This is a genomic window from Prevotella sp. C0209C1, from assembly GCF_056583855.1.
Genome location: NZ_JBWPJP010000012.1, coordinates 1 through 13,367 on the forward strand (window position 1 = coordinate 1; position 13,367 = coordinate 13,367).

Genomic DNA, 13,367 nt, shown 5'->3' on the forward strand with positions numbered 1-13,367 from the left:
TACATTTATATATTATTACTTTTATTTATTTTTATATTCATGTTTCGCTGCAATTATGCTTACAAACCATCAGAAAGATGGATAAAACGCCAAGCGGACAAGTTTTTTTATCTCTTTCGCTAAAAAAGTAAGCATTGCGAAGAACCGATAAATGTTATATTCAATAATCATTCTAACCGTTTTTAACTCCAATTCTATCCTTTTAACGCACTTATTCTAACGTTTTAACAGGTTTGCGCTGCTTTTACAACTCTCATTTTTCGGATATTTTCCTTTTCTCCTACCACCCGAGTGATATTCTAAAATTTTCCAGACCTCAAAGAGTTCTTTTTCTTGCTCACATCTGCTTTTTAGTCTGCTATCACCCAAAAATAGCTTTAAGCGAATCGTGCGCTGCTCGTTTCTGCGCTCTGAAAAATTCATCTCTGCGGTCTTACCCTAAAGTTCGCCCCTATTTTTGCCCCCTGCCTGCGGCGATGTGGTGGAGTGGGGTGAGTTATGCGCTGCCTATCTCTGCGCTCTTACCCTACAAATCCACTCCCTGTTTTTGCCCCGTGCGTGTGGTTATGAGGTAGGGTAGTGAGGGGTATGCTGCCTATTTCTATGCTCTAAAAAGCGCGGCTGAGAAATCTGTAATCCTCGTTTATGCGTTCTGCACTGCCTATCTCTATGCTCTTGCCCTAAAGTTCGCCCCTGTTTCAGCCCCCTACCTGCGGCTATGGGGTGGAGTGGGGTGAGTTCTGCGCTCTGAAAAATTCATCTCCGCGCTCTTACCTTAAAGTCCGCCCCTATTTTTGCCCCCTGCCTGCGGCGATGAGGTGGAGTAGGGGTGGGGTTATGCTGCCTATCTCTATGCTCTAAGCCTCTGGTATGAATCTTCATTACACCAAAGGCGCACCCACTAATAAGCTCTCTCTAAAGCCCTGCGAAGCAAAGCCATAGGAAGCACCGTTAAAACCAAACCTGCAATGCTACCCATATTAACATAAGTGGCTATCTCTGATAAGGTAAGCCCACTTGCAACATTATATAAATAATAGTTTAACAAGCTCACACCGCCCAGCAACACTGGCGACAAAGCAAGCCACAAACCATAGATGCGCATCTTGCCCACATAGCTACATGATATTACTATGCCTAAAAACACCATTGCCAAAGCTGCAAAACTCCCAGCATAACCGCAACACAACGCTGAAACGTTTACAAACCCTCTGCCTAAAAAGCCCCATACAGGCAAGCCTAACACCACCTTTACAAAGCTAAGCACCATTATCACTGTCAGCAGCACAAAGCTCAACACTCTGCCACGCTTAAAAAAACACCTACTTAAAATGCCCCACATCGTAAGCGAAGCCGCCAAACTTATAACGCCCTCTGCGATTGTTACCGGAGAAACTCCCTGAGAAGCATCAAGCATAGCTCCCGATCCTTGAAAAGCCTCCATAGCTCCTTGCAAGACACCCCCAACGTGAGCACTCTCACCCTCGCTCACCCAGCCATCTAATACGCCCAATATCTTAGACGCACCATACAGCCCCAAGCTCCAAGAGAAAGCCTCACTCTGTAAGCCATTAACTAAAAATGTATTTATCTTCATATATATTTATATAAAAACATATCTTTATATTTACGCTTACATATAGCATAAATACTTTTTTATATATGCAAATATACACTTATTTATCTAAATAACAAAATATACTTTTATCTTTTTAAGCATTACTATAAAAACATATTACCATAAAAAGATATTTAAGCATATATACAATTATACATTCATCTATACACATACATATATATTTATATATTTATTAGCAATTCTTTTTATAAAAGCGTATATATATATTTATATAAAACGCGCAAAAAGAAAGAAACGGGGCAATAAATATAAACGTATAAATATATATTTGTATAACAAATTCCGCATATAATATATAAAAGTATGAATGTATAAAAATATAATAACTTATAAATCAGTTAAATATAACATACAAAACGAAGATAAAACCAGAGCTATAAAAAAGAAGTAGGGTGGGGAAGTGGAAATATATATTTATATAAAAGTTTATGTAAATATATAAACTATCAAAACAAAACTATATGTATATAAACATATAAATATATAAAAAACCAAACACCTGCACGCGCCCTACACCAAAAACTGCTCCCGTCAAAACCACTATCCACACTAAAACGCAAACCATACTAAAACCTTCCACCCATTAAATAACCTCCACCATCAAAAAAATCCTATACCAACACCGCTCTAAACATAACTATTTAAATAGAAATATATACGCCAAAAAACATAAAAATATAAATATATAAATAAATATTAATACAAAATAAAGTGAATACAACTGTATTTTTATATTCGTATATAAATATATATTTTTATAAAAGCACACATATATAAACCCATAAAACGCACAAAAAACCTCTCTCTACACTACCAAAAACACCCCAAAAAGCACCTTTATGCCCCTTAAAAACGCCTTAAAAGCCCCCCAAAAAGCCCCCTTTTCCCACAAAAAAAACAAAAGAAACACCACCTAAACCCCATAAAAACTATAAGAGAAAACCTAAAAAAACATTGCTGCGACATTTAGGGAGCATCGCCTAAAAAAGCCCTTTTTTAAAAGTCATCACTGCCCACTTTCCTAAATAAAAAATAAAAGAAAAAGCTCTCGTCTTCATTACTTTGATATCATTAGTATATATCACTTATATAGACTTATATAGCGACTTGGTAACATACTTACTCTAAGAGAGTTGCAACAACGTTGTGCGACATAAAGGGAACTTACCCGCGACATAAAAGGAACTTGACTGCGACATAAAAGGAACTATCTCACGACAAAAACGGAGCAAATCCTTTACTACTGCGACTTTTAGGGAACTATGCCCCGACAAATATGGAAGAAATACGTTTTTTTATGTAATTATTCCGACAAAATAGGGATATTTTTCCTTTTTTTGTCGCCGATGAGTTTTGGAGAGTATGAAAAGGGCTAAAAATTTCATTACTTCGCATCAGGTTCTTGCGCTTTCTTATAAGCGCGTAAAACACTATTATACCGATTTTTATTTAATTCTATATTTTTACAACGCGACAAATTAGGAGGATTAATTGTACAATAAAATTCTACAATGTGCGACAAATTGGTAAGATTTGACATTTTTTTTACAAACAATGCTTTATCCTACTTTTTTAATCTATTTTTGGCTGCTTACTTATGTATTATAGCTTTTAAAGGGGCTTCTTGTCGCTTCCTTTTTCAGTGCTCTTTCTTGTGGGTTTTTCCTCTTGTTTATGAGGGTACACCAAAGTGGGGTTTATCGTTGCGATGAGCAGGTGTAGTGTATTGAGCTGTTGTGAGTGTGGGGTTGTGAGGAGCAGGGGTGAGAGCAGGAAAGGGGTGGGTGTAAAGCTGCGAGGTGGTGGGTTAGGGTTGTGAGGAGCAGGGGTGGAAGCAGGAAAGGGTGAGATTGAGGGCTGTAAGGGGTGGGGTCGGATTGTGATGGATTGGCTGTGGAGTTTGCAAGGTGGTGGGGAGAGCAGGGAAATGGTTGATTTTGATGGCTGTAGGGGGTGGGTGTAAAGCTGCAAGGAGCAGGGGTAGGAGCAGGGAAGTGGTGGGGGTGATAGCTGCAAGGTAGTGGGGCGGGGTTGCAAGGAGCAGGGGTGGGAGCAGGGAAGGGTTAGGAGTGAGGGGGTGTGAGGTAGTGGGTGAGAGTTGCAAGGAGCAGAGGCGGGAGCAGGGAAGTGTTAGGAGTGAAGGCTGTAGGGGGTGGGGGTAAAGCTGCAAGGTAGTGGGCGGGGTTGCAAGGAGCAGGGGTAGGAGCAGTAAAGTGGTGGGAGTGATAGTTGCAAGGTGGTGGGGCGGGGTTGTGAGGTGTCGGGAGTGAGTGCTGTGAAGTGCAGGCTGTTAGGGCTGCGAAGTAGTGTGGAGAGTAGTAAAGTGTAGGGAGTGAGGGTTGTGAGGTAGTGGGTGAGAGTTGTGATGAGCAGGGGTGGGAGCTGTAAAATGTAGGGAGTTGGGGTTATAAGGTAGTGGGGCGGGGTTGCAAGGAGCAGGGGTGGAGCAGTAAAATGTAGGGAGTTAGGGTTGTGAGGTAGTGGGGCGGAGTTGTGATGGCAGGGGTAGGAGCAGGGAAGTGTAGGGAGTGAGGGTTGCAAGGAGTAGGGGTAAAGCTGCGAGGGGGTGGGTTATGAGCAGGAATACGAAGGAGTGTATGGTGTGGTGTGATAAAAAAGGAGAGTGTAAAAATGTTCGGTTTCATCGTTGCTGGCATCTTTTTTCTGTTTGCCGACATTGTATGGTGGGGTAATCTTAGGCGTGGAAAGCGCGTAGGCATGGTTTCGCGTAGCAGAAGGCTGATAGGTAATCTGAAAGAGAAATGGCACAGTGTAGCAGATATGTATCGCATCTCGTGAGCAGCGGCGACAAAAAGGGAAGAGATTAATAAAAATATTGATGACAATTCGTTACCATACCAAAAAAAAATAGTGCAGAATAAGAGGCTGACGAAATGTCTCCAGTCCTCTTGTTCTTACAAAATAGTATAACACTTGTGCGCTTGTCAGTGTGTAACTGCTGATTTTATAAGCATTGGTCGGCTGCCTCTCGTAAACTTTTATAATGAGGCGTTCTGCGTCAATAGTTAATTGCTACCTTTATGGTAACATCAGCGAAATGGCTATATATGGGAATTATCATCACGAAGAGGTTAAGCAGTATGGTAGCAAAGTGAAGAAAAAAGTATTTGTTAGTTAAGCAAAAAATTATAACCTTTGCAGAAAAATAAAGCTACAACGATATATGGAGGTACAAAAAATAAAACCGTCTCAAGATGCGCTCTACAGGTTTTTATTGGAGCATGACGTAAAAATTTCACGCTTAGCGGAATTAATGTGCCTACAATTAAGGGAATAAATTTTTTATTATTTGTATTTTTGTAGGTGTGAAGAAAACATTTTTCTTTTCTCTTCTTGTGTTTCTGTGCAGGAAGTGTAATGCTTTTTCCAGTGTGAGAATGCAAGAGTGGAAAGACTTTTTTTTAAATTAAAAATATTGGTATGGCTATAATACGTAAGGTGTTGGGTAAGAGTCCGCGTTGGGGTAAAGGTTGTTTTTTAGCGGAGAATGCGGCGTTGCTGGGCGATGTTGTTATTGGCGATGACGTGTCGGTGTGGTATGGTGCTGTGTTGCGTGCCGATGTTGATGGCATACGTATAGGCAATAGGGTAAATATTCAGGACGTGGCTTGTGTGCATCAGAGTGGTGGCTGTGTGGCAGTGTTAGACGATGATGTCAGCATAGGGCATGGTGCAATAGTGCATGGTGCTCATGTGTGTTCAGGAGCTCTTATAGGTATGAATGCTGTGGTGCTGGATAGGGCTATAGTGGGTCAGGGCAGTATAGTGGCAGCAGGTGCTGTGGTCTTGGAGGGCACGCAGATAGGTCAGGGAGAGCTGTGGGGCGGCGTTCCTGCCCGTAAACTAAAAGATGTACCACAGGAGAAGGCAGCAGCGTATGCAGCCCATTATATGGTGGCAAAAGGCTGGTATGAGGACGAGTAAAGGAATGGCGGAAAGGTAGGAAAGTTCCTTTTTTGTCGCCACAAAGGGGTGATTTTGCTGTTGCCTACTTTTATGGCTCGTGTAAAAGTTCTGAATATTAAGTTGTTAGGTAGCTGTGTGGCGGCAGCAGAAAAGTTGATGTATTGCGGCATAAAAGTTGATGTATTACAGCATAAAAGTTGATGTTTTACAGGGTAAAAGCTGATGTTTTAGAAAGGTTGTTTTTTGGAAGATAGTTCTTTTTTTTATTTTTTCTGCGTGTTTCCTTTTTAGGGAACTTTCCCCTGCCTGCCACGTCCTTTCATTATGCCTGCCTTGTGCCTGCACCCTGCCTGCCTTGTGCCTGTATATAAATAGAACGATAGGGCAGCGGTGGTGTATTTTCCCTTTTTGCGCGCCTTGTCTTTCTTTTCGGGGCATTACCTTTTTTTTATTCCCCTGCCTGCCATGCGCCTGCTCCCTGTGTGCCTTATTTTTGCGAATGGTGGGGGACGGTATAGCGAGGTTGGTGGTTAATGGGCGTTATAGGGCGATGTGTTGCAGTGAGGAGGGTGGAGGATAAGGGGGAGAGAAAACAGGCTACGGCTAACCTTGTGTAGCGAAGGTGGGCGGGGGAGATGTTTTGCTTTTTGTTTTGGTGTAGCTTTAGGGGCGAGGGGCAGGGAGGTGCGACAAAAAACTGTAAAGTTTAATTATTTTCAAAAAACTACTTATTTGTCGCAGAACGTGATGTATGAGCTGCTGCTGTAAGTTCCCTTTTTGTCGCTCGCGTTTGTAGATGTGTGGCTTATAGTGTTTTATAGAGTTGTGGTTGTCTGCTTAAAGTGTTCTTTTTAGCGGTCTTTTGTTTTTCAGGAAAAGGAAAAAGCGTTAAAAATGTGCAGTTTTGTAAAGAAAAAGTAAAAGTTATGTGTTCTACTTCCCTTTTTGTCGCTGTTATTCTCCCTATTTGTCGCGGTTAGGGTGTAGGAAGCTACGTGTTTGTCGTGGTTAGGTTACGTGTTTGTCGGAGTGAGGTTACGTGTTTGTCGGTGGTAAGTTCCCCTTTTGTCGCTTTGTGTTGGGGCTAAAGGTTGTGTGTTAGTGTGTTATGAGTGCTTAAAAAATCTATTATAATAGGATAGATAATGATAGTCTAAGTTTTTCGATGTTTTCTTTCTCGCTCTTGTTCTTTTCTTCTTTCTTTTCTTGACTTTGCCCGCAATAGAGGCGGTGCATGGCTTGGCGGCGGAATGGATAGGCTGACGCCTTCTAAGAGTTTGCATGAATAGAGGCAAGGGGGCAGACTTGGCGGCGAATGGATAGGCTGACGCCTTTCTAAGAGCTTGCCGAAAGAGCGGAAAGGGGGCGGAGTTTGGGGGCGAAAAATGATGTGTGAAAGGTTTATTAACGTTTAAAAGTGCCAAAATTGAACATATATTGCACACTGTTTTTTACCAAAAAAAGAGGTAGAGGTAAAAGAAGGGAAATTTTTTGAAAATTTTTCGTCGCTGTATCGTTCTCATTTATAATAAGATACAAAGATTTTGCGAAAGCCCAGAAAAAAATAATTTGCAAAAAACTTGCAATCGCTTTCTTCTCGTATTATATTTGCATTGTTGTCCGACAAGGGATATTTAATCTGAAATCTTTCATTATAGGGTAGTCATTCTCTGGTGTGAAAACTATAGAAAGAGGTTAGTCTAAAGGTGATGGGTTTTAGAAAATTAAAGAGACAAATAACATATAAATCAAATTAAACAAAACGACTAAAACGATGAATTTGTTAGAGCAATTATCACCGCACTTTTCTTTAGGTGAGATGTTACAGTCTGGCGTTGCAATACGCTTTGGTATAAATAACGAGCCAGAGGACGTAGAAAACACTAATGTTACTGCTGCTGATGTGAGGCGTAACCTTAGGAATCTTTGCAAAATGGTGTTGGAGCCTTTGCGCCAGCGTGTGGGCAGGATAATAATAACGAGCGGTTACCGCAATAAGGAGCTTAACGCTTTGGTGAACGGTGTGCCAGACTCTCAGCACGTTTTTGGCGAGGCTGCCGACATATATGTGTCCGATGCGGCACAATGTGCTAAATATGCCGACATCATTATGCGCTATACCGACTTCGATCAGCTTATCTTTGAGCCGCTAAACTCCAAGACAAAACATTGGCTTCATGTAAGCTTTTCGCGCCGACATAAAAACCGCCGTGAGGTAATAGGCTTATAAAGAAAGGAAGAAGACAAAGTAAGGAAAAACGTAAAAGCATAAAAATATAAGCAAGTAAAGATATAAGAATATATAAAGATAAATATATAAAAACATAAAAACATAAAAACATAACTTTAATATCTAAGTATAACCTAAGGCGTATGATGTTATTATTTCGTTTCCTCTACGACAGGTTGTTATGGCTGCGTTCTGCTCCGTGGTATATATATATATAAGGTGTAGGTGCGCCAAAAAAAAACATACTATGAAAAACACATATCTTCTTTTGCTTTTATAGCGTTAGAAGAAAAAAGAGTCTAAACCATTAAAGGGCTATATAGGGTGCACACTTACGGCTTTCTTTTTATGGTGTAGAGAAGTATTATTATTAATTTTTAAAAGCTATTCCTCGCAAAAGACCATGGGCTTTACTGCTCTTGGAGAGGTAATTTAACACTATGATTAACTTTAAAATGTATCAAGACAATCGTAAAAAGAGTCCTAAAAAGGGTTATTGGTATGCTCGAGCTCACATTCAGGGCTTAGCCGACATTAAGTATTTGGCAGGCAGGATAAGTAACACTTGCACAGTTACCGAGAGCGACATCTTAGCAGTAATAAGTGCGTTAGTAACCGAGATGAGCTATGCTTTAAAAGATGGCAAGCGTGTTCTTATAAACGGCTTAGGCTCTTTCAAGGCAAGTTTCCGTTCAAGGGGTGTAGAAAAGCTTAAAGACTTTAAGCCAGCCACTCATATATATAATCCTCGCATCATCTTTTTGCCCGAGACAGCTCGTGCAGGTGATAACAGTCGATACAAAACCATGCTGTTGGGCTGGAAGGTGTCAGAGCTTTCCACTTATAAGCAGGACAGTGCAGATGCACCGGGTCTTAAGCCAAAAGCTGCAGAAGGTGGCCATTCGGCAGGTGTAGTGTCTGATAACGGGACGTTATAAAAAAAAAGTGAGTTTAATATAAAGAAAAAATATTGTTACTATGAAGAAAGATACTTGGAAAACAATTTTTCAGATAGTGATATCTGTTCTTACTGCTTTAGCTACTACTCTTGGTGTAGCATCTTGCAGATGAGCTTAGATAGGTGTTCAGGTAGAGTTATTACCAATATATCTTTTTTAAGGTTATGCCTTTTCTCAGGTGGTTAATGTCTGTCCAGTTCCATATTCCGTGCACTCTTGCGTGCTTAGAAGATTGCCATATATCGTATTGTGCGTCTTTCAAGGAGGGTTCTTTGGTGTAATTGGCTATGAAGAGCTGGTATTTATTAAATTCCGGGTATAGGTTTTTAAGGTAATAATTTTCGCTGGTGTATATGATAGGAGCCTTGCCAGTTTTCTTCTTTATAATGGAGATAAACTTGGCAAGGTTTTTTTGTATAGTATTTCTTTTCCACTGTTTAGTGCCGTCTTCTTCTATGTCTACCATAGGCAGCAGGTCTTGCCATTGTGTGTCTATGGTGTTAAGGAAGAGAGTGGCTTGTCTTTCCATGGTGGTGTATGATGTAAGGAAATGGTACGATCCCACTTTCAGTCCTTGCCTTCTTGCCTGTCTTATGTTTTCGTTGTAGTATGGGTCTTTTATGCTGCTTCCTTCAGTGGCTTTTATGTAGACGAAGGTCAGGGAGGTGTTGTCTTTTATCTCTTGCCAGTGTATTTTTCCCTGATGCCTTGATATGTCTATACCGTCAAAGCAGGTAGCATATTCTCCAGAGGTAAGGTCTTTAAAGGGCCAGCTACTACTTTTAGTGGGGTAAGAATATTTTTGCCATGTTTTTTTAGATATTATAAAGAATAAAGCTGTTATTGCTATCCAGAAAGCTATTATAGAAGTGGTGCGTATGGAGTTTTTCTTTTTTTTTCTTTTCATTTTAAAGTTTGTTACGTTGTGTTAAGCCTATTATATATAATGCAAAGATAATAAATTTTATGTAAGTTATAGTTTTGAAACAATACCGATTTTTTGATTCTTGTAAATAAAATCAAACATTTTAGCTAAAAAATATCTATTTTATTTTGTTTTTATTAAAATAATACATACTTTTGCAGATGTAAGAGGAGGATAAGTATTATTTTTAACCCAATTATTAGTTACAGATTGTTTAATAACATTATGATTTTATCACGGATTAACATTACAAAAGTGCCGTTATAGTATGTTATCGGCATTAAAAGGCTTTTTCTTATAATAGGAACTGGCTAATAGAGTATTTATTTTTATAACAATTATATTTTTTATTATTAAAAAAGATTCTATGGAGAAAAGATTTTCTTTATTATTAGTCTCACTGTTCTTTTTTGTGGGTGCAGTGTTGGCTCAAGCCCCTTTAGTACGGGGTACCGTAGTATCGCAGGACGATGGAGAGCCTATAATAGGTGCTTCAGTTGTCGTGCAGGGAACAAAAACAGGGACTCAGACCGACATTGACGGTAAGTTTTCTATTAATGTGCCTTCAGGCAAGAAGATTGTAGTGAGCTATGTTGGTATGCAGAGTAAGACTTTGATAGCTAAAGACGGCATGAAGGTTACTTTGTCAGGCGACGAAACTAACCTTCAGGAGGTGGTTGTAACAGGTTTGCAAAAGATGGACAAGCGTCTTTTCACTGGTGCAGCAACAAAGGTTTCAGGCGAAAAGTCAAAGCTCGACGGTGTAGCCGACGTGAGTCGTTCTTTAGAGGGTCGTGTAGCAGGTGTCAGTGTGCAGAACGTTTCAGGAACGTTTGGTACTGCTCCAAAGATCCGTGTTCGTGGTGCTACGTCTATTTATGGTAGTTCTAAGCCATTATGGGTAGTAGACGGTGTTATCATGGAGGACGTTACCGAGGTAGACGCCGATCGTCTTTCTTCAGGTGATGCAGCCACATTAATCTCTTCTGCCATAGCAGGTTTGAATGCAGACGACATAGAGAGCTTTCAGGTGTTGAAAGACGGTTCTGCTACCTCTATATATGGTGCTCGTGCCATGGCAGGTGTGATCGTTGTTACTACAAAAAAGGGTAAGGCAGGTTCTACCCGTGTTAATTATACGGGTGAGTTTACCATGCGTCTTCGCCCAAGCTATAGCACGTTTAACATTATGAACTCTCAGGAGCAGATGTCTGTTTACCGTGAGATGGAGAAGGCAGGTCTGTTTAGCTTCAGTCGTACCTTCCGTGCTTCAAGTAGTGGTGTTTATGGTAAGATGTATCAGCTTATGAACACTTACGATGCTAAGACGGGTAAGTTTTTGCTTGCTAACACCCCTAAAGACAGGGCAGATTACTTAAAAGCAGCAGAGTATCGTAATACAGACTGGTTTAAGGAGCTTTTCAGCACAGCCATCTCGGCAAACCATTCTATAAGTTTGTCTACAGGTAATGAGAAGGCACAGCTCTATACTTCTTTTAGCTTTATGAACGATCCGGGCTGGACGGAGGCATCTAAGGTAAATCGTTATACTGCAAGTATTAACGGTTTGGTAAACCTTTCCAAAAAGTTGTCTTTAAACATGATCTCTAATGCTTCTTACCGTAAGCAGAAAGCTCCCGGCACAACAAGCCAGAGTGTAGACGCAGTAACAGGTACTGTAAGTAGAGATTTCGACATCAACCCTTACTCTTACGCTATAAACAGCTCCAGAACGTTAGATCCTAACGTGTTCTATACACGAAACTATGCTCCTTTTAACATTCATAACGAGCTTGCTAACAACTTTATAGACTTTGACGTTATGGACTTAAAGCTCCAAGCAGAGCTGAAATATAAGCCCGTACGCACTGTAGAGCTGGCTCTTTTAGGTGCTTATAAGGTGTCTGCTACTACACAGGCTTCACAGATAAGGGAAAATTCTAACATGGCTCAGGCTTTCCGTGCTATGGACGATGCTACCATACGTAACAACAACCCATGGCTATATACAGACCCTGACAAACCTAACTCTTTGCCTTTCTCGGTGCTTCCTAAGGGTGGTTTCTACCGTGAGACAAAATATAAGATGAACTCTTGGGACGTTCGTGCTACAGTAAGCTATAACGATGTGTATAACGATGATCATATAGTAAACCTCTTTGGAGGTATGGAGATAAACTCTACCGACCGTTCGCAGAGCTATTTTAACGGTGTAGGTATGCAGTACGAGATGGGCTTCTTAGGAGCTTACGACTATAACTACTTTAAGCAGGCTTCAGAGCAAAACGATGTGTACTATTACCTTGCTAATGGTTACAGCCGTGAGGCATCGTTCTTTGGTACAGCCACTTACTCTTGGAAGGGTCGTTACACCCTTAACGGTACTGTGCGTTACGAGGGTAGCAACCGCTTAGGTAAGGCAAGAAAAGCACGCTGGCTTCCTACATGGAACATCTCCGGTGCTTGGAATGCTCATGAAGAGCCTTGGTTCCATAAGGTGTTTAAAGATTACTTCACTCACGCTACCTTAAAGGCTTCTTACTCGCTTACAGGAGATAAGCCTGCCGTTACTAATGCTTTGGTAATCATTCAGAGCGTTAACCCTTGGCGTCCTTTCACAGTAGATAAGGAGTCGGCTTTGGAAGTGGCAGACTTTGCTAACCCTGACCTTACTTATGAGAAGAAGCATGAGTTTAACTTAGGTTTCGACCTTGGCTTCTTAAAGAACCGTCTTAACCTTACCTTCGATATTTATTGGCGTAACAACTTCGACCTTATAGGTCCTAAGGTTACCAATGGTACATCGGGCAGCATAACAAGATATATGAATATTGCTTCTATGAAATCTCACGGAGAGGAGTTTGCTATATCTTCTAAGAATATAGATGGTAAGGACTTTAAGTGGAGTACAGACTTTGTCTTCTCACACGTCAATACAAAGGTTACCGATCTTGACAGCCGTGCTAACATCATGCGTATGATCTCTGGTTCTGGTTTCACTATGAAGGGCTATGCTTACCGCTCACTGTTCTCTTTAGACTTCCAAGGGCTCAACTCTCAGGGTATACCTACATTTATCAATGAGAAAGGCGAAAAGACAGTTAGCGAAATCAACTTCCAGTCTACCGATGTTTCACATCTAAAATATGAAGGCCCGGTAGATCCTACCATAACAGGTTCGCTTGGTAACACCTTTACATATAAGAACTGGCACTTAAACCTTTTCGCTACCTATGCCTTTGGCAATAAGGTGCGCCTTAACCCTGCCTTCTCTTCTTATTATTCCGACTTAGACGCTATGCCTAAGGAGTTTGCTAACCGTTGGGAAAAAGGTGGTGATGAAGCCTTTACAAATGTTCCTGCTATAGCCGACTTGCGTTCTCTTCAGAACTATGGTAAATTAGGAATAGCTTACAATGCTTATAATATGTCTTCAGAGCGTGTAGCAAAAGGCGACTTTATACGTATGAAAGAAATTTCTTTAGCTTACGACTTACCACGCACATGGGTAAGAGCGGTATCGCTAAGCTCTGCAAGCTTAAAGCTTCAGGCTACAAACCTCTTCTTGATCTATTCCGACTCTAAGCTCAACGGACAAGATCCTGAGTTCTTTAACGTAGGTGGTGTGGCAGTGCCTATGGCTCGCCAGTTTACTCTTACCTTACGTCTTGGATTATAAATTTTAAA

The 13,367-nt window shown here is 40.8% G+C and carries 11 protein-coding genes; 7 read left to right on the forward strand and 4 right to left on the reverse strand.

Annotated elements, in window-relative coordinates; genetic code table 11:
* Positions 1–216: 216 nt before the first annotated feature.
* The 3 genes from AC1DCD_RS04655 to AC1DCD_RS04665 all read right to left on the reverse strand — a co-directional run bounded on the left by AC1DCD_RS04655 (position 217) and on the right by AC1DCD_RS04665 (position 4,284).
* Positions 217–423: a hypothetical protein gene (locus tag AC1DCD_RS04655; RefSeq protein ID WP_464640653.1), complete on the reverse strand. Its 207-nt coding sequence runs from the start codon at positions 421–423 to the stop codon at positions 217–219.
* A 478-nt stretch (positions 424–901) separates the two neighbouring features.
* On the reverse strand, positions 902–1,597 hold the full coding sequence (locus tag AC1DCD_RS04660; RefSeq protein WP_008450500.1) for a hypothetical protein: 696 nt from the start codon (positions 1,595–1,597) through the stop codon (positions 902–904).
* 2,447 nt (positions 1,598–4,044) lie between these two features.
* Positions 4,045–4,284, reverse strand: coding sequence for a hypothetical protein (locus AC1DCD_RS04665; protein ID WP_464640649.1), 240 nt, complete (start codon positions 4,282–4,284; stop codon positions 4,045–4,047).
* On the opposite strand from AC1DCD_RS04665, the gene AC1DCD_RS04670 reads away from it, so the two are divergent.
* From AC1DCD_RS04670 to AC1DCD_RS04695, 6 genes are all read left to right on the forward strand, one after another.
* Complete coding sequence (locus tag AC1DCD_RS04670; protein WP_464640647.1) at positions 4,271–4,438, forward strand: hypothetical protein; 168 nt, start codon at positions 4,271–4,273, stop codon at positions 4,436–4,438. The genes AC1DCD_RS04665 and AC1DCD_RS04670 overlap by 14 nt on opposite strands.
* A 205-nt stretch (positions 4,439–4,643) precedes the next feature.
* Positions 4,644–4,778, forward strand: coding sequence for a hypothetical protein (locus AC1DCD_RS04675; protein WP_308532782.1), 135 nt, complete (start codon positions 4,644–4,646; stop codon positions 4,776–4,778).
* 302 nt (positions 4,779–5,080) lie between these two features.
* Positions 5,081–5,584 carry a gamma carbonic anhydrase family protein gene (locus tag AC1DCD_RS04680; protein ID WP_464640645.1) on the forward strand — a complete coding sequence of 168 codons (504 nt, stop codon included), beginning with the start codon at positions 5,081–5,083 and terminating at the stop codon, positions 5,582–5,584.
* A gap of 1,756 nt (positions 5,585–7,340) precedes the next feature.
* Positions 7,341–7,796, forward strand: coding sequence for a D-Ala-D-Ala carboxypeptidase family metallohydrolase (locus tag AC1DCD_RS04685; protein WP_019035946.1), 456 nt, complete (start codon positions 7,341–7,343; stop codon positions 7,794–7,796).
* Between the two features lie 440 nt (positions 7,797–8,236).
* Entirely contained in the window at positions 8,237–8,734 is a 498-nt protein-coding gene (locus AC1DCD_RS04690; protein WP_480349035.1) for an HU family DNA-binding protein, read from the forward strand.
* 40 nt (positions 8,735–8,774) lie between these two features.
* Positions 8,775–8,867: a smalltalk protein gene (locus AC1DCD_RS04695; protein WP_154648174.1), complete on the forward strand. Its 93-nt coding sequence runs from the start codon at positions 8,775–8,777 to the stop codon at positions 8,865–8,867.
* A gap of 27 nt (positions 8,868–8,894) precedes the next feature.
* Here AC1DCD_RS04695 and AC1DCD_RS04700 read toward each other — a convergent pair whose 3' ends face one another.
* A complete protein-coding gene (locus tag AC1DCD_RS04700; RefSeq protein ID WP_480349038.1) occupies positions 8,895–9,662 on the reverse strand; it encodes a glycoside hydrolase family 25 protein in 768 nt (255 codons plus the stop codon).
* A gap of 385 nt (positions 9,663–10,047) precedes the next feature.
* Here AC1DCD_RS04700 and AC1DCD_RS04705 point away from each other — a divergent pair, with 385 nt between their 5' ends.
* Positions 10,048–13,359 (forward strand): SusC/RagA family TonB-linked outer membrane protein, encoded by a 3,312-nt coding sequence (locus AC1DCD_RS04705; RefSeq protein WP_480349040.1) that lies wholly within the window; start codon positions 10,048–10,050, stop codon positions 13,357–13,359.
* Positions 13,360–13,367 lie beyond the last annotated feature (8 nt).